Origin of the sequence: Pseudomonas viridiflava, assembly GCF_001642795.1 — a bacterium.
GTDB lineage: Bacteria > Pseudomonadota > Gammaproteobacteria > Pseudomonadales > Pseudomonadaceae > Aquipseudomonas > Aquipseudomonas viridiflava.
The window spans coordinates 399,511-420,923 of record NZ_LKEH01000047.1; the positions used below are offsets into that span (position 1 = coordinate 399,511).

At 58.6% G+C, this 21,413-nt stretch carries 18 protein-coding genes and 3 tRNA genes; 17 read left to right on the forward strand and 4 right to left on the reverse strand.

What is annotated here, in order from left to right; translation table 11 throughout:
* Positions 1–174 precede the first annotated feature (174 nt).
* The 5 genes from AO065_RS24815 (at position 175) to AO065_RS24835 (ending at position 4,878) form a co-directional block, all read left to right on the forward strand.
* Entirely contained in the window at positions 175–645 is a 471-nt protein-coding gene (locus AO065_RS24815) for a DUF1289 domain-containing protein (protein WP_004883872.1), read from the forward strand.
* Positions 646–727: 82 nt separating this feature from the next.
* Positions 728–1,339 (forward strand): MiaE family protein, encoded by a 612-nt coding sequence (locus tag AO065_RS24820; protein WP_004883873.1) that lies wholly within the window; start codon positions 728–730, stop codon positions 1,337–1,339.
* A gap of 158 nt (positions 1,340–1,497) precedes the next feature.
* On the forward strand, positions 1,498–1,983 hold the full coding sequence (locus tag AO065_RS24825; RefSeq protein WP_004883874.1) for a MarR family winged helix-turn-helix transcriptional regulator: 486 nt from the start codon (positions 1,498–1,500) through the stop codon (positions 1,981–1,983).
* A 75-nt stretch (positions 1,984–2,058) separates the two neighbouring features.
* The gene (locus AO065_RS24830) at positions 2,059–3,276 is read left to right on the forward strand and encodes an HlyD/EmrA/EmrK family protein (RefSeq protein WP_004883875.1); all 1,218 of its coding nucleotides are present in this window, start codon (positions 2,059–2,061) and stop codon (positions 3,274–3,276) included.
* Positions 3,277–3,339: 63 nt separating this feature from the next.
* On the forward strand, positions 3,340–4,878 hold the full coding sequence (locus tag AO065_RS24835; protein WP_004883876.1) for a DHA2 family efflux MFS transporter permease subunit: 1,539 nt from the start codon (positions 3,340–3,342) through the stop codon (positions 4,876–4,878).
* Positions 4,879–5,051: 173 nt separating this feature from the next.
* Here AO065_RS24835 and lpxH read toward each other — a convergent pair whose 3' ends face one another.
* Both lpxH and AO065_RS24845 read right to left on the reverse strand, forming a co-directional pair.
* Positions 5,052–5,813 carry a UDP-2,3-diacylglucosamine diphosphatase gene (gene lpxH / locus AO065_RS24840; RefSeq protein ID WP_004883877.1) on the reverse strand — a complete coding sequence of 254 codons (762 nt, stop codon included), beginning with the start codon at positions 5,811–5,813 and terminating at the stop codon, positions 5,052–5,054.
* Positions 5,810–6,313, reverse strand: coding sequence for a peptidylprolyl isomerase (locus AO065_RS24845; protein ID WP_004883878.1), 504 nt, complete (start codon positions 6,311–6,313; stop codon positions 5,810–5,812). The genes lpxH and AO065_RS24845 overlap by 4 nt, the downstream gene beginning before the upstream one ends.
* A gap of 208 nt (positions 6,314–6,521) precedes the next feature.
* On the opposite strand from AO065_RS24845, the gene AO065_RS24850 reads away from it, so the two are divergent.
* Positions 6,522–8,216 carry a glutamine--tRNA ligase/YqeY domain fusion protein gene (locus AO065_RS24850; RefSeq protein ID WP_004883879.1) on the forward strand — a complete coding sequence of 565 codons (1,695 nt, stop codon included), beginning with the start codon at positions 6,522–6,524 and terminating at the stop codon, positions 8,214–8,216.
* Between the two features lie 20 nt (positions 8,217–8,236).
* Positions 8,237–9,619 (forward strand): cysteine--tRNA ligase, encoded by a 1,383-nt coding sequence (cysS, locus tag AO065_RS24855; protein ID WP_004883880.1) that lies wholly within the window; start codon positions 8,237–8,239, stop codon positions 9,617–9,619.
* Between the two features lie 303 nt (positions 9,620–9,922).
* Here the strand turns inward: cysS and AO065_RS24860 are convergent, their stop codons facing one another.
* Entirely contained in the window at positions 9,923–11,782 is a 1,860-nt protein-coding gene (locus tag AO065_RS24860; protein WP_004883890.1) for a sigma-54-dependent Fis family transcriptional regulator, read from the reverse strand.
* Positions 11,783–12,077: 295 nt separating this feature from the next.
* Here AO065_RS24860 and AO065_RS24865 point away from each other — a divergent pair, with 295 nt between their 5' ends.
* The 6 genes from AO065_RS24865 (at position 12,078) to AO065_RS24890 (ending at position 18,099) form a co-directional block, all read left to right on the forward strand.
* Positions 12,078–13,172 carry an ABC transporter ATP-binding protein gene (locus AO065_RS24865; RefSeq protein ID WP_004883892.1) on the forward strand — a complete coding sequence of 365 codons (1,095 nt, stop codon included), beginning with the start codon at positions 12,078–12,080 and terminating at the stop codon, positions 13,170–13,172.
* On the forward strand, positions 13,172–14,281 hold the full coding sequence (locus AO065_RS24870; protein WP_004883895.1) for an ABC transporter ATP-binding protein: 1,110 nt from the start codon (positions 13,172–13,174) through the stop codon (positions 14,279–14,281). Before AO065_RS24865 ends, AO065_RS24870 begins: the two co-directional genes overlap by 1 nt.
* Complete coding sequence (locus AO065_RS24875) at positions 14,278–15,147, forward strand: carbohydrate ABC transporter permease (RefSeq protein ID WP_004883896.1); 870 nt, start codon at positions 14,278–14,280, stop codon at positions 15,145–15,147. Before AO065_RS24870 ends, AO065_RS24875 begins: the two co-directional genes overlap by 4 nt.
* A 10-nt stretch (positions 15,148–15,157) precedes the next feature.
* Positions 15,158–15,958 (forward strand): carbohydrate ABC transporter permease, encoded by an 801-nt coding sequence (locus AO065_RS24880; protein WP_004883897.1) that lies wholly within the window; start codon positions 15,158–15,160, stop codon positions 15,956–15,958.
* 11 nt (positions 15,959–15,969) lie between these two features.
* A complete protein-coding gene (locus AO065_RS24885; RefSeq protein ID WP_004883898.1) occupies positions 15,970–16,242 on the forward strand; it encodes a DUF2160 domain-containing protein in 273 nt (90 codons plus the stop codon).
* A gap of 84 nt (positions 16,243–16,326) precedes the next feature.
* Entirely contained in the window at positions 16,327–18,099 is a 1,773-nt protein-coding gene (locus tag AO065_RS24890) for an ABC transporter substrate-binding protein (RefSeq protein WP_004883899.1), read from the forward strand.
* A gap of 65 nt (positions 18,100–18,164) precedes the next feature.
* Here AO065_RS24890 and folD read toward each other — a convergent pair whose 3' ends face one another.
* A complete protein-coding gene (gene folD / locus AO065_RS24895; RefSeq protein ID WP_004883900.1) occupies positions 18,165–19,019 on the reverse strand; it encodes a bifunctional methylenetetrahydrofolate dehydrogenase/methenyltetrahydrofolate cyclohydrolase FolD in 855 nt (284 codons plus the stop codon).
* A 295-nt stretch (positions 19,020–19,314) separates the two neighbouring features.
* Here folD and AO065_RS24900 point away from each other — a divergent pair.
* The 4 genes from AO065_RS24900 (at position 19,315) to tig (ending at position 21,344) form a co-directional block, all read left to right on the forward strand.
* A tRNA-Arg gene (locus tag AO065_RS24900) sits at positions 19,315–19,391 on the forward strand.
* A 52-nt stretch (positions 19,392–19,443) separates the two neighbouring features.
* Positions 19,444–19,519 (forward strand) — tRNA-His (locus AO065_RS24905).
* Between the two features lie 56 nt (positions 19,520–19,575).
* Positions 19,576–19,660: transfer RNA gene (locus AO065_RS24910), tRNA-Leu, on the forward strand.
* 373 nt (positions 19,661–20,033) lie between these two features.
* Entirely contained in the window at positions 20,034–21,344 is a 1,311-nt protein-coding gene (gene tig / locus AO065_RS24915; protein WP_004883903.1) for a trigger factor, read from the forward strand.
* Positions 21,345–21,413 lie beyond the last annotated feature (69 nt).

Consider the following 21,413-nt stretch of genomic DNA (forward strand, 5'->3'; position numbering starts at 1 on the left):
TGCTCGTGACGCTTTGAAAACAGCTTCCAACGGACATTGGCGCCTTAAAAGGCTCGCTGATTCTACGGCAAATCTGAACTAAAGGTAAGTTAGCCCCTACATGTTCGGGGGTGAAAGTGCTTAGACAAAGGACTAATATGGGCCCTTGTTTCGCCTGCCCAAGCCCCGCCAGCCATGCCTGATCACATCATCAAAACACCCTGCGTCGGCCTTTGCTCCACTGTTTACGGGGATTTGGTGTGCCGTGGCTGCAAACGCTTCCACCATGAAGTCATCCACTGGAACGGTTACAACGAAGACGAAAAAAGAGCCGTCTGGTTGCGTCTGGAGCAGTTGCTGGTTCAGGTCATGACCGCCAAGCTCGAAATCTTCGATGCCGACAAGCTGCGGCTGCAGCTTGTCCAGCGCAAGATTCGCTTCGTGCCGCACCAGTCCGAATATTGCTGGGCCTATCAATTGATCGCTCGCGGTGCGCGGGTCATCAGTCAGGTGGAAGCCTACGGTTTCGTGTTGTTACCCGAATTTCGCAATTGGTCGCTGCCTGAGTTACGTGATGCGATCGACCGCGAGTTCTTTCTGCTCTCAGAGGCGCATTACCAGCGTTATATAGCGCCGGGCTTTCTCAAGGATGCTTTCGGCGCCTGATCCGCCGCCGTGCTTTTGTCTCGCGGGACGTCGATAGCCCTCGTATAATGCCGCGCTTTGCCTTTGCGCCATGTGTGAGCCTATGTACCCGATCCCTGAAATCGAAGCCTTTCTGCTTTGCCGTACGCCCGACAGCTGGGTTCAGGCTGCATTGCGCAACCTCGACATCCTGCTGATCGACCACGCGAACAATGAGAAGAAGGCGGCAGGGGCGGCGTTCCAGTTCATGTTCCAGTACAACGACAAGTTCGACCTGCTGGCCAAGATGTCGCGCCTGGCCCGTGAAGAGCTGCGTCATTTCGAGCAGGTGATCAGCATCATCCGCAAGCGCCAGATTCCGATGGCCAACATAAGCTCGGCGCGTTATGCCGGGGCGTTGCGCAAGCTGGTGCGTAATCACAACCCCTACCGCCTGACCGATGCGCTGGTGGTGGGTGCCATCGTCGAAGCCCGTTCCTGTGAGCGTTTCGCCGCGCTGGTGCCGCACCTGGATGAGGACCTGGCCAAGTTCTACGGCAGTCTGCTCAAGTCCGAAGCGCGGCATTTTCAGGATTACCTGAAGCTGGCTTACACCTATGGCGACAAGGCAGACGTGGACGCCAAGATCGAAGAGATTCGTCTGGCCGAGCGCGAGCTGATCGAAAGCCCTGACGAGGAATTTCGTTTTCACAGTGGCGTACCTGTCGCCGCCTGATCCGGCGCGCCATTTCGGCCAGCGACAAAAAACGACCGTCTTACCAGCGGTCGTTTTTTTATGCTTTTTTAGTAAGCAAGCTAACAAATACTTTGACAATAGCTGTCTAGGCAGTAATATTTTGTAATCACTGCCTAGGCAGCTTTCCGGGTGATTCCTTGAAACATTTCAGTCCTGAAAATTTTGATTCCAGCCTGATCGGGCTGCTGGTCGGCCGTACCAACGCGCTGAAAGACCGCATGCTGGACAAGTACCTGCTGCCGTACGACGTCACGTTCGCGCAGTTCAAGGTGCTGATCATCATTGCCCAGTTTTCGACGGATACGCCGGTGGAGTTGTGCAGGCACCTGTCGCTGGACAGCGGTTCGATGACTCGCATGCTGGACCGTCTGGAACAGAAGGGGCTGATCGTCCGCACCCGTTCGGAAACCGATCGTCGTCAGGTGCGTGTCGCCCTGACGTCTCAGGGACAAGCGCTATCCGACCTGCTGCCGCAGATCGGTGCCGATGCCATGAACGACACCTTCGCTGCCCTCGACACTGAGGAAGTGGAAGTGCTGCGCCGGATTCTGACCAAGGTGCTGGTCGCCGCCGACGACCACATCACCCTGACTCGCCTGAGCTTCAACGCCAAAAGCAAATAAATACGAATAGCCCGAAGTTGAGGGCGGCCGGTCTGGCCGGATCTCAGCCGTTCTGCCGACTTGAAGGTAATTGTCATGGCCACTGCCGCCGCTGAAAACACGTCTGCCCCCGAACAGAAACAGCCGAACCCCCCGAAATCCGGCAAGCGCAAATTCCTGCTGGCCGGTCTCGCCATCATCGTCGTTCTGTGTGGACTGGCGATCTGGGGCTGGTATGAGTTTTACGGTCAATGGAGCGAAGAGACCGATGACGCCTACGTGAGTGGCAACGTGGTGGAAATCACGCCGCTGGTCACCGGCACGGTTATCAGTATTGCCGCAGACGACGGTGATCTGGTCCGCGAAGGTCAGGTCCTGCTGCGTTTCGATCCAAGCGATGCCGAAGTCGGGCTGCAGAGCGCCGAAGCCAATCTGGGCAAGGTCGTGCGTCAGGTTCGCGGCCTGTACAGCAACGTCGATGGCATGAAGGCTCAACTGGCCGCGCAACGTGCGGCAGTGCAGACGGCTCAGGATAACTACAGCCGTCGTCGCAGTCTGGCGGCCGGTGGCGCGATTTCCCAGGAAGAGCTGTCGCATGCACGGGACCAACTGACCAGCGCACAAAGTGCTCTGAACAACATCCAGCAACAGTTGAGCACCAGCGTGGCGCTGGTTGATGACACCGTAGTGTCTTCCCATCCGGACGTGAAGGCGGCGGCTGCGCAGTTGCGTCAGGCCTATCTCGCCAATGCGCGGACCACTCTGGTGGCACCGGTGACCGGTTACGTTGCCAAGCGCAGCGTGCAACTGGGCCAGCGCGTTCAGCCTGGTACCGCGACCATGGCGGTGATTCCGCTGGATCAGTTGTGGATCGATGCCAACTTCAAGGAAACCCAGCTGGGCAAGATGCGTATCGGTCAGCCGGTGGAAATCAGTTCCGACCTGTATGGCAGCGACGTGAAGTACAGCGGCACCATCGACAGCCTGGGCGCGGGGACCGGCAGTGCGTTCGCACTGTTGCCAGCCCAGAACGCGACCGGCAACTGGATCAAGATCGTCCAGCGTGTGCCGGTCCGCGTCCACATCAACCCTGAGGAACTGGCGCAACACCCGCTGCGCATTGGTCTGTCGACGACCGTTGAAGTCAATCTGCACGACCAGAGTGGTCCGATTCTGGCGCAGCAGCCTCCAAAGCAGGCTGCGTTCACTACCCAGGTCTACACCGAACAGCTGGCTGATGCCGATGCCTTGATCGCGCGCCTGATCCATGAAAACAGCGCCGCCAGCGACAAAAGCAAGACCGCCCAGCGCTGATCCGCCCATCCGCCTGCCCCGGTCTTTCGGCCGGGGTGTCGCCCACGTTTTCAGGGATTCGCGATGAGCACCAACGCCCCCGCTTCCTTTACGCCACCCAGCCTGTTGCTCTGCACCATCGGTCTGTCGTTGGCGACCTTCATGCAAGTGCTCGACACCACCATCGCCAACGTGGCCCTGCCGACCATCGCAGGCAACCTGGGCGTCAGCTCGGAGCAGAGCACCTGGGTCATCACCTCGTTTGCCGTCAGCAACGCCATCGCGCTGCCCCTGACCGGCTGGCTGAGCCGTCGCTTCGGCGAGGTCAAACTGTTCCTGTGGGCGACCCTGCTGTTTGTGCTGGCTTCGTTTATGTGCGGGATTTCCACGTCGATGCCCGAGCTTGTAGGCTTTCGGGCCTTGCAAGGCATAGTCGCCGGGCCGCTTTATCCCATGAGCCAGACCCTGCTGCTGGCTGTCTACCCGCCTGCAAAACGGGGCATGGCGCTGGCCTTGCTGGCGATGGTCACGGTGGTCGCGCCCATTGTCGGGCCGATTCTGGGCGGCTGGATTACTGACAGTTACAGTTGGCCCTGGATCTTCTTCATCAATATTCCGATCGGCCTGTTCGCAGCCTTGGTGGTGCGCACGCAGATGGCCAAGCGTCCGGTCAACACCCAGCAACAGCCGCTGGATTACGTCGGGCTGATCTCCCTGATCATCGGCGTCGGCGCGCTGCAGGTCGTGCTGGACAAAGGCAATAACCTGGACTGGTTCGAGTCGAATTTCATCGTCATCGGCGCACTGATTTCGTTGGTGTCGCTGTCGGTATTCGTGATCTGGGAAATGACCGATAAACATCCCATCGTCAATCTGCGGCTGTTCGCCTACCGAAACTTTCGGGTCGGTACACTGGCGATGATTGGCGGGTATTCAGGGTTTTTCGGCGTCAACCTGCTGTTGCCACAATGGTTGCAGACGCAGATGGGCTACACCGCAACCTGGGCCGGACTGGCGTTGGCGCCAATCGGTATCCTGCCAGTGCTGATGTCGCCCTTCGTTGGCAAGTACGCGCACAAGTTCGACCTGCGCCTGCTGGCCAGCCTGGCGTTTCTGGCCATGGGCCTGAGCTGTTTCATGCGTGCAGACTTCACCAATCAGGTGGATTTCCAGCACATCGCCATGGTGCAGCTTTTCATGGGGATAGGCGTCGCACTGTTCTTCATGCCGACCCTGAGCATTCTGTTATCGGACCTGCCACCCAACCAGATTGCCGATGGTTCAGGCCTCGCCACCTTCCTGCGTACGCTGGGCGGCAGCTTCGCGGCATCGCTGACGACCTGGATCTGGATTCGCCGTGCCGAGCAGCATCATGCGTACCTGAGCGAAAACATCAGCACCTATGACCCGGCTACACGGCATGCGCTCGACACCCTGGGCGGTGCCGGTCCGCAGGCTTACGCGCAGCTGGAGCAGACGCTCAACGGGCAGGCGTACATGATGTCGACGGTGGATTACTTCTACATGCTGGGCTGGTTGTTCGCGGGGTTGATTTTGCTGGTCTGGTTCGCCAAACCACCGTTCGCCGCCAAAGCAGGACCGGCGGCAGGGGGAGGGCATTGATAGCGGGTTTGGCTGGGTAAACATAGACCGACGCCGCTGCATGATCGTGCCCATCGCTCTGCCTCAACCCTGATCGTGCCCACGCTCTGCGTGGGTATGCCGCCCGTGACGCTCCGCGTCACAAATGTCACATACTGCAGGTTCAGTAAGTCGTTGGGAGACGCTGTCTTTGTCTACAACGAAGACGGTAACGCCAGCGTGCGATTCTCTTCCGGCACAAAATCGAACGAACCCAGGCTAAAACCCTGTTCGTCCACCTGCAGCGCCCAGCCCTGACGATCCCAGTCGCCCAGCACGATACGTCTGGCGGCAACGTCGCCGAGCTGCAGTTTATGAATGGCAGGGCGATGCGTGTGGCCGTGGATGAGCGTGTGCACACCGAATTGCTGCATGATGCGCGGCACTTCTTCAGGCGTCACATCGACAATGTCGTTAGCTTTCATGCGGGTCTTTGCGCGGCTTTCATTGCGCAGCTTGCGCGCCAGTTTGTGGCGGGTCTTCAATGGCAGGTTACGCAGAATGAACAGCGTCAGCGGATGGCGCAGGTAGCGGCGCATCCTGATGTAGCCCACATCACGCGTACACAGGCTGTCGCCGTGCATCAACAGCACCGGCTCACCGTTCAACTGCACCACGGTCGGGTCGGCCAGCAGCGTACAACCCGCCGCCTTGCAGAAACCCTTGCCGATCATGAAGTCGCGGTTGCCGTGCATCAGAAAAATTCGGGTACCACTGTCGCTCAGTTCGCGCAGGGCCTTGCAGATCGAAAGCTGGAACGGCGACATGGCGTCGTCACCGATCCAGGCTTCGAAGAAATCCCCGAGGATATACAGCGACTCGGCTGTGCGAGCCCGGCCTGCGAGTAGATCCAGAAACGCCCGGGTAATGTCCGGGCGTTCTTGCTCAAGATGCAAATCGGAGATCAGCAGTATCACTCAACGATCTCTGCTTTTTCGATCACAACGTCTTCAACCGGAACGTCCTGGTGACCGGCCTTGCTGCTGGTGGCAACGCCCTTGATCTTGTCAACAACGTCAGTGCCTTCGATCACTTCACCGAACACGGCATAGCCCCAGCCCTGAACGGTCTTGGCGCTGTGGTTCAGGAAGCCGTTGTCAGCCACGTTGATGAAGAACTGCGCGGAAGCCGAATGCGGCTCCATGGTGCGGGCCATGGCGACTGTGTACTTCTTGTTCGGCAAGCCGTTATCGGCTTCGTTCTGGATGCTCGGACGCTTGTCTTTCTTTTCCTTCATGCCTGGCTCGAAACCACCGCCCTGGACCATGAAGTTGCCGATCACACGGTGGAAAACGGTGTTTTCATAATGGCCGGCTTTAACGTATTCGATGAAGTTGGCAACGGTCAGCGGCGCTTTTTCTGCGTTCAATTGCAGAACGATGTCGCCGTGGTTGGTGCTGAGTTTTACTTTGGACATAGGAGAGTCGATCTCTTGGCGTTCATGAAGGGGCGCAATATCACCCTGACGTGCAGTTTACAGGCGAGGTTACATTTTTCGCGCTTTTTGCCGCTTTTCTGTCTGCAACCCTGCACTCTGTTGTCAGGGACTTGACAGCTTCGGCTATGATAAGCGCTTTGATTTAGTCGGCCTACCCTGGCCGCGCACAAGTATGTCCAAGGATCCTATGAGCAAGCCCACTCCAGAACCCGCTGCGAATACAAAGGCAGGCCCTGTCGTACCGACCAACTTCCTGCGTCCGATCGTGCAGGCTGACCTGGATTCGGGCAAACACACCCGGATCGTGACCCGCTTCCCGCCAGAGCCGAACGGCTATCTGCACATCGGTCACGCCAAGTCGATCTGCGTCAATTTCGGTCTGGCCAACGAGTTCGGTGGCGCGACGCACCTGCGTTTCGACGACACCAACCCGGCCAAGGAAGACCAGGAATACATTGACGCCATCATGAGCGACGTGAAGTGGCTCGGCTTCGAGTGGGCGGGCGAAGTGCGTTACGCCTCGCAATACTTCGATCAACTGCATGACTGGGCCGTTGAACTGATCAAGTCCGGCAAGGCTTATGTGGATGATCTGACCCCCGAGCAGGCACGCGAATACCGTGGCACCCTGACCGAGCCGGGTAAGAACAGCCCGTTCCGTGAGCGCAGCGTCGAGGAAAACCTGGACCTGTTCGCCCGCATGAAAGCCGGTGAGTTCGAAGACGGTGCTCGCGTACTGCGCGCCAAGATCGACATGGCGTCGCCGAACATGAACCTGCGCGACCCGATCCTGTACCGCATTCGTCACGCGCACCATCATCAGACCGGTGACAAATGGTGCATCTACCCGATCTATGACTTCACCCACGGTCAGTCGGACGCCATCGAAGGCATTACCCATTCGATTTGCACGCTGGAGTTCGAAAGCCATCGTCCGTTATACGACTGGTTTCTGGACAACCTGCCGGTGCCGTGCAAGCCGCGCCAGTACGAGTTCTCGCGCCTGAATCTGAGCTACACCGTGACCAGCAAGCGTAAGCTCAAGCAACTGGTTGACGAGAAGCACGTCAATGGTTGGGATGATCCGCGCATGTCCACGCTGTCCGGCTTCCGTCGCCGTGGCTATACGCCGGCTTCGATCCGCAACTTCTGCGAAATGGTTGGCACCAACCGTTCCGACGGCGTGGTGGATTTCGGCATGCTCGAGTTCAGCATCCGTGATGACCTAGACCGCAATGCGCCACGCGCCATGTGCGTGCTGCGTCCGTTGAAGGTCGTGATCACCAATTACCCGGAAGGCCAGGTCGAGAAGCTCGAACTGCCGCGTCACCCCAAGGAAGACCTGGGCGTGCGCGAACTGCCGTTTGCTCGCGAGATCTACATCGATCGCGACGACTATATGGAAGAGCCGCCGAAAGGCTACAAGCGCCTTGAGCCGAACGGCGAAGTGCGCCTGCGCGGTAGCTACGTGATCCGTGCCGACGAGGCCATCAAGGACGCCGACGGCAACATCGTCGAGCTGCGCTGCTCCTACGACCCTGACACCCTGGGCAAGAACCCTGAAGGCCGCAAGGTCAAGGGCGTTATCCACTGGGTGCCGGCCGAGGCCAGCGTGGAATGCGAAGTGCGTCTCTACGACCGTCTGTTCCGTTCCCCTTCGCCCGACAAGGCCGAAGATGGCGCTACGTTCCTGGAAAACATCAACCCTGATTCCCTGCAGGTCCTGACAGGTTGTCGTGCTGAACCATCGCTGGCTAATGCACAGCCGGAAGACCGGTTCCAGTTCGAACGCGAAGGCTACTTCTGCGCCGACATCAAGGATACAAAACCTGGTCGTCCGGTCTTCAACCGCACAGTGACACTGCGCGATTCCTGGAGCTGATGTACCACGGGGGTAGGAAAGTGCTTTCCATCTACAACACGCTCACCAAGAGCAAAGAAGTTTTCCAGCCGCTGGATGGCAACAAGGTGCGCATGTACGTCTGCGGGATGACCGTGTACGACTACTGCCACCTGGGCCACGGCCGCAGCATGGTCGCGTTCGATCTGGTGACCCGCTGGTTGCGGTTCAGCGGCTATGAACTGACCTATGTGCGCAACATCACCGACATTGACGACAAGATCATCAACCGTGCGCGTGACAACGGTGAGTCGTTCGACGCGCTGACTGCGCGCATGATTGACGCCATGCATGAGGACGAGGCTCGCCTCAATATCCTCAAGCCGGACATGGAGCCGCGTGCCACCGATCACATCGCCGGCATGCACGCCATGATCCAGACCCTGATCGACAAGGGCTACGCTTACGCGCCGGGCAATGGCGATGTGTACTACCGCGTCGGCAAGTTTGTCGGCTACGGCAAGCTGTCGCGCAAGAAAATCGAAGACCTGCGCATCGGTGCACGAATCGAAGTGGACGAGTCGAAGGACGATCCACTGGACTTCGTGCTCTGGAAGGGCGTCAAGCCGGGCGAGCCGAGCTGGGATTCGCCATGGGGGCCGGGTCGTCCGGGCTGGCATATCGAGTGCTCGGTGATGTCGACCTGCTGCCTGGGTGACACCTTCGATATTCACGGCGGCGGCAGTGATCTCGAGTTTCCGCACCATGAAAACGAGATTGCCCAGAGCGAAGCGGCGACCGGCAAGACGTACGCCAATGCGTGGTTGCACTGCGGCATGATCCGCATCAATGGCGAGAAGATGTCCAAGTCCTTGAACAACTTCTTCACCATTCGCGACGTGCTGGAGAAATACCACCCGGAAGTGGTGCGTTACCTGCTGGTATCGAGCCACTACCGGAGTGCGATCAATTATTCCGAGGACAGCCTGCGCGAGTCCAAGGCGGCGCTGGAGCGTTTCTATCACGCGCTCAAGGGCCTGCCGGTCTCCGAGCCGGTCGGCGGCGAAGCGTTCGTCGAGCGCTTTACTGCTGCAATGAACGACGACTTCGGCACGCCCGAAGCCTGTGCCGTGCTGTTTGAAATGGTGCGCGAGGTCAACCGTCTGCGTGAGACCGATCCTGCTGCAGCAGCGGGCCTTGCGGCGCGCCTCAAGCAACTGGCCAGCGTGCTGGGTGTGTTGCAGCTGGAGGCTGATGACTTTCTGCGCGCGGGTGCAGAAGGTCGTGTCGATGCCGCTGAAGTGGAAGCGCTGATTCAGGCGCGTCTGGCAGCGCGCGCTGCCAAGGACTGGGCCGAATCCGACCGCATCCGCGACCAGATCACCGCCATGGGCGTTGTGCTGGAAGACGGTAAGGGCGGAACCACCTGGCGTCTTGCGGACTGAAGTCGAAACGAGAGTGTCTGGCTGGATGCATAACGAGTGGGAGGCGGCTTGCCGGCGATAGCGTCAGTTCATTCACTGATCTGATCGTTCCCACGCTCTGCGTGGGAATGCCTCTCAGGACGCTCCGCGTCCGCTCTCGAATGTGGCGCAGATGTGTGCCCAAGCTCCAGTGTTTTTCACGTCATGCGCTCGGCACACTGAATCCTCAGTCTGTGCCATTTGTGACGCCGAGCGTCACGGGATGCATGCCCACGCGGAGCGATGGGCACGATCAGCGTCGAGGCGGGCACTACCTGACATCGATCAGGTTTCGCCGCCTTGCTGTTCCCGCAACCGCTTGTACAAGGTGTTGCGACTCACCCCGAGTCGCTTCGCCAGCTGCGAAATATTCCCTCCGGCCGCCTGAAGCAGATCGTTCAGGTCGTCGGTGTTTTGCAGGCGATCCGGCATAACCCCGGCTATCTGTAGGTCACTACGCTGCTCACCCAATCCTGCATCCAGAAAGAAGTCTTCCGGCAAATGATCGGTGGTGATCGGCTGATCGTCGGCCAATGCCAGCGCCACCTGAATCACGCTGTTGAGCTGGCGGATATTGCCCGGCCATGGGTGATGCTCGAACAGCTCAAGCACTTCCCGTGAAAAACCGGCCCGCTGGTGCGGGTCCCGATGCCGTTCCCAGATGCGTTGCACCAGTGCGTGCTTGTCGGTTCTTTCGCGCAGCGGCGGCAGTTCGATGTTCAGGCCGCTGATCCGGTAATAGAGGTCCTGACGAAAATGCCCGGCCTGCACCTGATCGCGCAACGTGCGGTTGGTGGCTGATACCAGACGGATATCCACCGGATACAACTCGCCACCCCCCAGCGGCTGAACGCAACGCTCCTGAAGGACCCGCAGCAGACGCGCCTGCACCGACATCGGCATGTCACCGATTTCGTCCAGAAACAGTGTGCCCTTGTCGGCCTTGCGAATCAGCCCGATGCTGCCTTTCTGGCTGGCACCCGTGAACGCGCCCTTGGCGTAGCCGAACAGCTCAGCTTCCACCAGATCGGCCGGAATCGCCGCGCAATTGACCGCGATCAGCGGCTGACTGGCCCGCGAGCTGGCCTGATGCAGCGCCTTGACGAACACTTCCTTGCCGACCCCGGTCTCGCCATGGATCAACAACGGAATATCCTTTTCCAGCAGGCGCTGTGCCTGGATAACAGCCTTCTCGACGCGGGCATCGCCCAGGCTGATGGCTTGCAGATCCAGGCTTCGGGCGACAATCGGAACAGGAGTGGCTGCCGTAACCGCATGCAGTTGCAATGGCTTGCGTCTCGGGCGTTTGATCAGGCACTGGAAGCGGTTATTGCCGAACGCCTGCAGCGCAAAAGGCCGGGCTTCGGGCTCGCTGAGCAGTTGCAGGATCGGGCATTTGAACAGCGTCTCGATGCTGACGCCGGCGAGCCTGACACCCAGCAGCGTGTCGGCGCGGCGATTTGCGCAGAGAATCTGGCCGCTCTCGTCGAAAATCAGCAGTCCGGCCCACTGGCTGTCGAGGTTGTTCAGGCCTGTATTGAAGATCAGCTGGAAATGCGTGTCGCGAAACTGGTCGAGGATCAGCCGGTTTTCCACCGACTGGCTCATCATCTTGACCATGCCCAGGGTGTGGGAGGGCGGCAGGAAGCTGTCACTGGACACATCCAGTACCGCAATGATGCGCCGGTCAGCGTCGAAGATCGGCGAGGCCGAGCCAGTCATGAAGCGGTTGGCCTTGAGGAAATGCTCGTCAGGCTCGATATGGATGGCCTGTTCACAGGCCAGCGCGGTGCCGATGGCGTTGGTGCCGGTGCCTCGTTCACTCCAGCTGGCGCCCGCCAGAAATCCCTGATGCGATGAGTCGCCAAACCGCTGAGTGCCCCATGACTTCAGCAACTGGCCTTGGGGATCGGCCAGCAGAATCAGGCAATTGGAGTTGCTCAGGATATTTTCGTAGACCGGCAGTACTTCCTGATGGGTCGTCTGCACCAGCGCGTTGTGGCGCTCCAGCAGCTGTGAGACTTCCGACCCGGGCAACTGGCCGAACGACGGACGCGTCTGATGGCTGAGACCGAAGTCCCGGCAACGGGTCCATGAATCGCGAATGATGATGTCGTGCGCAAGCGAAGTGCTGGATTGAGCCATGGCAAAACCTGCAAGGATGACGTGTTGTTTTTATTTTCAGGTTTCGTCGCGTGTCCATCCTGGCGTGCAACGTCCATCCAGTGTCGTTCAGATGTGTTCAAAGTCAACGTTCATTTTGTTCAGTTGTTCAGCGTTTACTGTTCATTTTTGTTCAGCTGCGAAGCGGCTTTCGCCCAATGAAACCGGGCGAATGCTCTGGGACGGGCCTTGGCGCGGTTTTGCCAGACCTGGCACGAATGTCGCTATCTGCACACCAGTCACGCATTACCCTTAAAAAAACAACAAAGGGCACGCCATGTCTCTCACGCTGGAGCACGTCAGTCGCGCAGTCGATGGCCAAATATGGATCGACGACGCGTCCCTGAGCTTTGAGCCAGGATCCTTCAACGTTCTGCTGGGGCGAACCCTGTCAGGCAAAACCAGTCTGATGCGCCTGATGGCCGGGCTGGATAAACCCGACAGCGGGCGAGTGCTGATGAACGGGGTCGATGTCACCCATCGTCCGGTTCGCCTGCGCAACGTCTCGATGGTTTACCAGCAGTTCATCAATTACCCGAGCATGACGGTATTCGAAAACATCGCCTCGCCGCTGCGTCAGGCGGGCATGTCCAAGGACGTTATCCACAGCCGCGTCCACGAAACCGCGAAAATGCTGCGCATCGAGAAGTTTCTGCAGCGCCATCCTCTTGAACTGTCCGGCGGCCAGCAGCAGCGCACCGCGATGGCCCGGGCGCTGGTCAAGGATGCCGAACTGATCCTGTTCGACGAGCCGCTGGTCAACCTCGACTACAAGCTGCGCGAAGAGCTGCGTCAGGAGATGCGCGAACTGTTCGCCGCTCGCCATACCATCGCCATCTACGCCACCACAGAACCCAACGAAGCGCTGGCGCTGGGCGGTACGACCACCATCCTGCATGAAGGTCGGGTGGTGCAGAGCGGCAAGACCCCTGAGGTCTATCACAAGCCCGCCACCGTGCTGGCTGCCGAGCTGTTCTCGGAACCGCCGATCAACCTCATGCCGGGGCGCATCGATGGTAACGAGGTGAGCTTCGCCAACTTCGTGCATTTCCCGCTCAACGTCGACCTGCGCGCCATCGGTGATGGTGAGTACCGCTTTGGCGTGCGGCCCAGCCACCTCAGTCTGGTGCCGTCCAACGACGATGACCTCGAGCTGGCCGTGACCGTGGAGCTGGCCGAAATCAGCGGCTCGGAAACCTTCCTGCACGTGCGCAACGAGTTGTTCTCGCTGGTGCTGCATCTGCCGGGCGTTCACGCCTACGACGTCGATGCGCCGATCCGGGTGTACATCCCGACCCACAAACTTTTCGTGTTCGATCAGCAGGGCGGCCTTATCCAGGCGCCGGGCCTGCGCATGTCGAGGGTTGCCTGATGGCCGAGATCCGATTGCAGAACCTGGCGCACAGTTACAGCACCAACCCCGGGCCTGACGACTACGCGATTCGCGAAATGAGCCATATCTGGGAACAGGGCGGGGCGTATGCGCTGCTCGGGCCTTCCGGCTGCGGCAAGTCGACCTTGCTCAACATTATTTCCGGCCTGCTGAGCCCGTCGCAGGGGCAGGTGCTGTTCGACTCCAAAGTGGTCAACGAGCTGCCGCCCGAGCACCGCAACATCGCTCAGGTTTTCCAGTTTCCGGTGATCTACGACACCATGACCGTGTTCGATAACCTGGCCTTTCCATTGCGCAACCAGGGTATGGACAAGGCGCGCATTCTCGCCAAGGTCAATGAAATCGCCGAAGTGCTGGATCTGCAGCCATTGCTGAAAAAGAAGGCGCGCAACCTGACGGCGGATGAAAAGCAGAAAGTGTCCATGGGGCGCGGGCTGGTGCGTGATGACGTTTCAGCCATTCTGTTCGACGAGCCGCTGACGGTCATCGACCCGCACCTGAAGTGGAAGCTGCGCCGCAAGCTCAAGCAGATTCACGAGCAGTTCAACATCACCATGGTCTACGTCACCCACGACCAGTTGGAGGCCTCGACCTTCGCCGACAAGATCGCGGTGATGTACGGCGGCCAGATCGTCCAGTTTGGCACCCCGCGTGAACTGTTCGAGAAGCCCCGGCACACCTTTGTCGGCTATTTCATCGGTAGTCCCGGCATGAACCTCATCGATGTGCAGCCACAGGGTGACGGCGTCGGTTTTGGCGACGTTCACGTGCCGCTGTCCGGCCTGCTGCAGCAACAGATCGCACGGACCTCGTTTACCAGTCTGAAAATCGGCATTCGCCCCGAGTTCGTGCACGTCTGGGACGGTCCGTACGAGGAAGCGATGTGCGCCGAGGTGGTCTACGTCGAGGATCTGGGCACCTACAAGATTCTGACCCTGTCGCTGGCCGGGCAGAAGATCAAGGTGCGCATGCCCGAAGACAAGCCGGTGCCGCAAGGTCAGGCGTGGATCAGTTTTCCGGCGCAGTGGCTGATGGTGTACGCCGATGACTTCCTGCTTGAGCCCACTCCAGATCGAGACCTGCCATGAATAACAAGGTCCAGAACAACAAGGCCTGGTGGCTGGTGCTGCCGGTGTTTCTGCTGGTGGCCTTCAGCGCCATCATTCCGATGATGACCGTGGTCAACTACTCGGTGCAGGACATCTTCGACCAGTCCAGCCGTTACTTTGTCGGCACCGACTGGTTCAGGCAGGTCCTGCAGGACCCGCGTCTGCACGACTCGCTGCTGCGTCAGTTCATTTATTCGGGCAGTGTGCTGCTGATCGAGATCCCGCTGGGCATCGCGGTCGCGCTGTGCATGCCGACCAAGGGGCGCTGGTCGACGGTCTGCCTGATCCTGATGACCATCCCGCTGCTGATTCCCTGGAACGTGGTCGGCACCATCTGGCAGATCTTCGGCCGTGGTGACATCGGGCTGCTGGGTTATACGCTGAACAACATTCTGCACATCAACTACAACTACGCGGCCAATGCGTCGGATGCCTGGGTCACGGTGCTGGTCATCGATGTCTGGCACTGGACATCCCTGGTGGCGTTGCTGAGCTACTCAGGTTTGCGGGCGATTCCGGACGTCTATTATCAGGCGGCGCGGATCGACCGGGCGTCTAGCTGGGCAATCTTCCGGCACATTCAATTGCCGAAGATGAAAAGCGTGCTGCTGATCGCCGTGATGCTGCGGTTCATGGACAGCTTCATGATCTACACCGAGCCGTTCGTGCTCACCGGCGGCGGTCCGGGCAACTCCACCACCTTCCTCAGCCAGACCCTGACGACCATGGCGCTCGGGCAGTTCGACCTGGGTCCGGCGGCCGCTTTCTCGCTGGTGTATTTCCTGATCATTCTGCTGGTGTCATGGGTGTTCTACACCGCCATGACCCACAGTGAAAAGAATTGAGGGCCGGGTCATGAGTCTGCGCAAAGCCATACCGATGTTGATTTACCTGCTCTTTCTGCTGGTGCCGATCTACTGGCTGGTCAACATGTCGTTCAAGACCAATACCGAGATCCTCGGCGGCCTGACCCTGTGGCCGCAGGATTTCACCCTGGCCAACTACAAGGTGATCTTCACCGACGAGAGCTGGTACAGCGGCTACATCAACTCGCTGTACTACGTGTGCCTGAATACCGTGATATCGCTGAGCGTCGCGTTGCCAGCGGCCTACGCGTTTTCACGCTATCGTTTCCTCGGCGACAAGCACCTGTTCTTCTGGTTGCTGACCAACCGCATGGCGCCACCGGCTGTGTTTCTGCTGCCGTTTTTCCAGCTGTATTCGTCGATCGGTCTGTTTGACACGCACATCGCTGTGGCTCTGGCGCATTGCCTGTTCAACGTGCCGCTGGCGGTATGGATTCTGGAAGGCTTCATGTCGGGTGTTCCGAAGGAGATCGATGAAACCGCCTACATCGACGGTTACAGCTTTCCCAAATTCTTCGGCAAGATTTTCATCCCGCTGATTGGCTCGGGGATTGGTGTCACGGCGTTCTTCTGCTTCATGTTTTCCTGGGTCGAGCTGCTGCTGGCGCGCACCCTGACCTCGGTCAATGCCAAGCCGATTGCTGCGGTCATGACACGTACGGTCTCGGCGTCTGGTATCGATTGGGGCGTGCTGGCTGCGGCCGGTGTGCTGACCATTCTGCCGGGCATGCTGGTGATCTGGTTTGTTCGCAACCACGTGGTCAAGGGCTTTGCCCTTGGCCGTGTCTGAGGAGACGAAAAATGGAGTGGATGTCCTGGACACTGCCCACCGCGGCCTTCTTCGGCAGTATCGCTTTGCTGCTGGTGGGAATGACGGTATGGGAGCTGCGCTCGGCCAGTATCGAGCGTCGCGGGTTTCTGCCGATCGCCACCACACGTGGCGACCGGCTGTTCATCGGGCTGTTGGGCAGTGCTTATCTGCATCTGATGGTGATCGGCGCGACCGACTGGAGTATCTGGGTCGCTTCGGGGGCCTCTCTGGTGTGGCTGTTGGTGGTGATGCGTTGGGGTTAGCAGGCGGGCGGGCGTGATTGTCCGCACGACGGCTGGCGGTATTCGAAAAGCGGGACTACATAAGAAGTAACTCTTGAGGTGTCTATGTTCAATAAGAAAAACAAGCTGCAACATAGCGTGACGTTGGCAACCATGATCATGCTCAGTGGGTTGAGCGTTTCAGCCTGGGCCGATCAGTACGAGGATGCGGCAAAGAAGTGGGCGGCCAGCGAATTCAAGCCGACCACGCTTTCCGATGCCGAGCAGTTGAAAGAGCTTGAGTGGTTCATCAAGGCTGCCGAGCCGTTCCGTGGCATGGACATCAAAGTGGTGTCGGAAACCCTGACCACCCACGAATATGAATCCAAAACCCTGGCCAAGGCATTTACCGAAATTACCGGGATCAAGGTCACTCACGACCTGCTCCAGGAAGGCGACGTCATCGAGAAGCTGCAGACCGCCATGCAGTCTGACAAAAGCATCTATGACGGCTGGGTCAACGACTCTGACCTGATCGGTACGCACTTCCGTTACGGTAAAGCGCTGTCTCTGACCGACCTGATGGCCAGTGCCGAGGGTGCCAAAGTCACTTCTCCTACGCTGGACCTGAAGGACTTCATCGGTACTTCCTTCACCACCGCACCGGACGGCAAGCTGTATCAGCTCCCCGACCAGCAATTTGCCAACCTGTACTGGTTCCGCGCCGACTGGTTCGATCGCGCAGACCTGAAAAAGCAGTTCAAGGACAAGTACGGTTACGAGCTGGGCGTTCCGGTGAACTGGTCGGCCTATGAAGACATTGCCAAGTTCTTCAGCGAAGACGTGAAAACCATCGACGGCAAGCGGGTCTATGGCCACATGGATTATGGCAAGAAGGATCCATCGCTGGGCTGGCGCTTCACCGATGCCTGGTTCTCCATGGCCGGCAGTGGCGACAAGGGTCTGCCCAACGGCTTGCCTGTGGATGAATGGGGTATTCGCGTTGAAGCCTGTCATCCGGTCGGCTCCAGCATCACCCGTGGTGGCGACACCAACGGTCCGGCAGCGGTCTTCGCTACCCAGAAATACATCGACTGGCTGAAAGCCTATGCACCGCCGCAAGCGGCAGGCATGACCTTCTCCGAGTCGGGACCTGTTCCGTCGCAGGGCGAGGTTGCGCAGCAGATCTTCTGGTACACCGCATTCACTGCCGACATGACCAAGCCTGGCCTGCCGGTAATGAACGCCGATGGCACGCCGAAATGGCGCATGGCACCTTCGCCCAAGGGCCCGTACTGGAAAGAAGGCATGAAGCTGGGCTACCAGGACGTGGGTTCATGGACTTTCCTCAAGTCCACCGAAGAGAAAAAGCGTAACGCCGCCTGGCTCTACGCGCAGTTCGTGACCTCCAAGTCGGTGTCGCTGAAGAAAACCATCGTTGGCCTGACGCCGATTCGCGAATCGGACATTAACTCCAAGGAAATGACTGCGCTGGCACCCAAGCTGGGTGGTCTGGTCGAGTTCTATCGCAGCCCGGCCCGCGTGCAGTGGTCGCCAACCGGCACCAACGTTCCGGACTATCCGAAGCTGGCCCAGTTGTGGTGGAGCCATGTGGCTGAAGCTGTAACGGGTGAGAAGACCGCTCAGGCTGCTCTGGACGGACTGGCCAAGGATCAGGATGCGATCATGACGCGCATCGAGCGCTCCAAGGTTCAGGATGCCAGCGGTTGTGCGCCGAAGATGAATCCGGAAACCACGGCTGAAGAGTGGTACAGCAAGGCCGAGAACAGCGGCGGCAAGTTCCTCGCACCTCAGCGCAAGCTGGCCAACGAGAAACCGAAAGGCGAAACCATTGCCTACTCCGACCTGCTGAAAAGCTGGGAAGCCGGGAAAAAATAAGCGTTCTTGAAGTACAAAAAAACGGCACCCTCGGGTGCCGTTTTTTTTGCTGCCGAAAAGCTGTATCAGCTGTGCAGCGTCTCGGCTGCGTACAGCGTGTTTTCCAGCAGGCAGGCGCGGGTCATGGGGCCGACGCCGCCTGGGACTGGAGTGATCCAGCCAGCGCGGGGCAGGGCGGTTTCATAGACCACATCGCCGACCAGCTTGCCATCGGCCTGACGGTTGATGCCGACATCGATCACGATGGCGCCAGGTTTGATCCACTCGCCTTTTACAAGGCCTGGCTTGCCAGCGGCAACCACGACCAGATCGGCGCGGCCGACATGGCCAGCCAGATCCTTGGTGAAACGGTGAGTCACAGTGACGGTGCAGCCACCCAGCAGCAACTCCATCGCCATCGGACGACCGACGATATTGGAAGCGCCCACGACGACCGCGTCCATGCCGTACAGATCAACGCCGGTACTTTCCAGCAGAGTCATGATGCCTTTCGGCGTGCATGGGCGCAGCAGGGGAATGCGCTGAGCCAGGCGGCCCACGTTATAAGGGTGGAAACCATCCACGTCCTTGTCCGGGCGGATGCGCTCCAGCAACAGCGAAGCGTCCAGATGCTCGGGCAGAGGCAATTGCAGCAGGATGCCGTCGACGGCAGCGTCTTCATTGAGGCGATCGATTAGCTCGGTCAGTGCAACCTGAGTGGTGGCTGCGGGCAGGTCGTAGGCCTGGGAGATGAAGCCGACTTCTTCACAGTCCTTGCGCTTGTGGGAGACATACACCTGGGAGGCGGGGTCGCTGCCCACCAGAATCACCGCGAGGCCCGGCGTACGCAGGCCTTGCTGGCTACGTTCGGCGACACGTTTGGCGATCTGCTGGCGCAGGCTGGCGGCGATCGCTTTGCCGTCGATTAGTTTTGCAGTCATGACGCGTGATTAACCATCGAGAGGAAATAAAATGAGCGCGCATTCTCGCATGACATGGCGCGAGGGCAAAGACGCTTGGTCAGCATATTCCGCTAACCCCTTTATCTAACTGAATTTTTTTCAAAAAAGAGTTGACGACCTCAGGGGGCGTCTATAAGATTCGTCGCACTTGCCGGGCAGAGCCCAGCACTGGTTAAGCTAGCACTGGTTGATTAGGTCAGGCAGAGTTGCAAATCAGCTCGGTGTGATTGAAAGCCTTTTAATTTGTGATCGTAAAAGAATACAGATTATATAAGTGCCCGTAGCTCAGCTGGATAGAGCATCCGCCTTCTAAGCGGATGGTCGCAGGTTCGAGTCCTGCCGGGTGCGCCATTCAAGGCAGCTTTGGCACAGCAAGTAAGATGTACTGGTCACATGCAATATGGTGGGCGTAGCTCAGTTGGTAGAGCACAGGATTGTGACTCCTGTTGTCGAGGGTTCGATCCCCTTCGTCCACCCCATATTAAGAAAGGCGCCAGATTTATAATCTGGCGCCTTTGCTTTAAAAGCTTGTAGCGCGGATGTGGTGGAATTGGTAGACACACTGGATTTAGGTTCCAGCGCCGAAAGGTGTGAGAGTTCGAGTCTCTCCGTCCGCACCAAGATACAAACAGCCTGAGTGGAAACGCTTCGGTTGCAACAAAAAAGCCGCCTAGTGCGGCTTTTTTTGTTTCAGCGTATTGGTTTTACCGTTTCGCTGGTCGAAGGCCTGCTGCCGTCGGTCGAGCGAGGCGCGCTACGCGGATGGAGTCGGTAGTGATCCGGTACACAGGCTTCCTTATATAGAAGGCCGTGCCAGACGCATCGCCAGCAGTGCGAGGCCTTTGTGGTTCGTGCTCGTCGGCGGTCCGATTCCTTCCTCTTAAACCGCCCTTTTTCAGTAGGGTGACTTCTTGAGTTTGACCCACTAGAATGCATGCCCTTGATTCTGGGGTCGGAAACGGCCGGCTAACGTCTGTGCAACGAGGAATATCCATGCAAGTTTCTGTTGAAAATACTTCCGCTCTTGAGCGCCGCATGACCATTGGCGTGCCTGCCGAACGCATCGAGACTGAAGTCAACAAGCGTCTGCAGCAGACCGCACGTAAAGCCAAGATCCCGGGCTTCCGCCCTGGCAAAGTGCCTATGAGCGTGATCCGCCAGCGTTACGAAGACGGCGCGCGTCAGGAAGCGCTGGGCGATCTGATTCAGGCTACTTTCTACGAAGCTGTCGTTGAGCAGAAGCTCAACCCGGCTGGCGCACCTGCTGTAGAGCCAAAATCCTTCGAAAAAGGCAAGGATCTGGAGTACGTGGCGACTTTCGAAGTCTTCCCGGAATTCACCGTTGCCGGCTTCGACAGCATCGCTGTAGAGCGTCTGTCTGCCGACGTGGCTGACAGCGATCTGGACAACATGCTGGAAGTGCTGCGCAAGCAGAATGTTCGTTTTGAAGAGACCGATCGTGCCGCTCAGAACGAAGATCAGCTGAACATCGATTTCGTGGGCAAGGTCGACGGCGAAGCATTCGCTGGCGGTTCTGCCACTGGCACCCAGCTGGTTCTGGGTTCCGGCCGCATGATCCCTGGCTTCGAAGACGGTCTGGTTGGCGCCAAGGCCGGTGAAGAGCGCGTTCTGAACGTGACCTTCCCTGAGGATTACCAGAACCTGGAGCTGGCTGGTAAGGCTGCCGAGTTCACTGTCACCGTCAACACCGTTTCCGAGCCAAAGCTGCCTGAGCTGAACGAAGAGTTCTTCAAGCAGTTCGGTATCAAGGAAACCGGCATCGACGGTTTCCGCGCCGAAGTTCGCAAGAACATGGAGCGTGAGCTGCGTCAGGCGATCAAATCCAAGGTCAAGAATCAGGTAATGGACGGTCTGCTGGCCTCCAACCCGATCGAAGTGCCTAAGGCGCTGCTGGAAAACGAAGTCAACCGTCTGCGCGTTCAAGCGGTTCAGCAGTTTGGTGGCAACATCAAGCCTGACCAGCTGCCGGCCGAGCTGTTCGAAGAGCAGGCCAAGCGCCGCGTCGAACTGGGTCTGATCGTTGCTGAAGTGGTCAAGCAGTTCGACCTCAAGCCTGACGATGCCCGCGTTCGTGATCTGATCCAGGAAATGGCCTCGGCCTACCAGGAGCCAGAGCAGGTTGTGGCCTGGTACTACAAGAACGAGCAGCAAATGAACGAAGTACGTTCTGTTGTGCTTGAAGAGCAAGTTGTAGATACTGTTTTGCAGAAAGCTAGCGTGACCGACAAATCGGTCTCCTACGAAGAAGCTGTCAAGCCGGTGGAAGCTCCAAAAGCCGACTGATTTCTCTTTTCGTTCGAAAACACCCACAAGCCAGCCTTCGCGCTGGCTTGTGCGTATTCAAGACTCGAC

Bases quoted from the DNA above. Each gene is read 5' to 3' on its own strand.
- AO065_RS24815 (WP_004883872.1), top strand. From the start codon at position 175: ATGCCTGATCACATCATCAAAACACCCTGCGTCGGCCTTTGCTCCACT.
- AO065_RS24820 (WP_004883873.1), top strand. From the start codon at position 728: ATGTACCCGATCCCTGAAATCGAAGCCTTTCTGCTTTGCCGTACGCCC.
- AO065_RS24830 (WP_004883875.1), top strand. From the start codon at position 2,059: ATGGCCACTGCCGCCGCTGAAAACACGTCTGCCCCCGAACAGAAACAG.
- AO065_RS24835 (WP_004883876.1), top strand. From the start codon at position 3,340: ATGAGCACCAACGCCCCCGCTTCCTTTACGCCACCCAGCCTGTTGCTC.
- AO065_RS24845 (WP_004883878.1), bottom strand. From the start codon at position 6,313: ATGTCCAAAGTAAAACTCAGCACCAACCACGGCGACATCGTTCTGCAA.
- AO065_RS24850 (WP_004883879.1), top strand. From the start codon at position 6,522: ATGAGCAAGCCCACTCCAGAACCCGCTGCGAATACAAAGGCAGGCCCT.
- AO065_RS24860 (WP_004883890.1), bottom strand. From the start codon at position 11,782: ATGGCTCAATCCAGCACTTCGCTTGCGCACGACATCATCATTCGCGAT.
- AO065_RS24865 (WP_004883892.1), top strand. From the start codon at position 12,078: ATGTCTCTCACGCTGGAGCACGTCAGTCGCGCAGTCGATGGCCAAATA.
- AO065_RS24870 (WP_004883895.1), top strand. From the start codon at position 13,172: ATGGCCGAGATCCGATTGCAGAACCTGGCGCACAGTTACAGCACCAAC.
- AO065_RS24875 (WP_004883896.1), top strand. From the start codon at position 14,278: ATGAATAACAAGGTCCAGAACAACAAGGCCTGGTGGCTGGTGCTGCCG.
- AO065_RS24880 (WP_004883897.1), top strand. From the start codon at position 15,158: ATGAGTCTGCGCAAAGCCATACCGATGTTGATTTACCTGCTCTTTCTG.
- AO065_RS24885 (WP_004883898.1), top strand. From the start codon at position 15,970: ATGGAGTGGATGTCCTGGACACTGCCCACCGCGGCCTTCTTCGGCAGT.
- AO065_RS24890 (WP_004883899.1), top strand. From the start codon at position 16,327: ATGTTCAATAAGAAAAACAAGCTGCAACATAGCGTGACGTTGGCAACC.
- folD (WP_004883900.1), bottom strand. From the start codon at position 19,019: ATGACTGCAAAACTAATCGACGGCAAAGCGATCGCCGCCAGCCTGCGC.
- tig (WP_004883903.1), top strand. From the start codon at position 20,034: ATGCAAGTTTCTGTTGAAAATACTTCCGCTCTTGAGCGCCGCATGACC.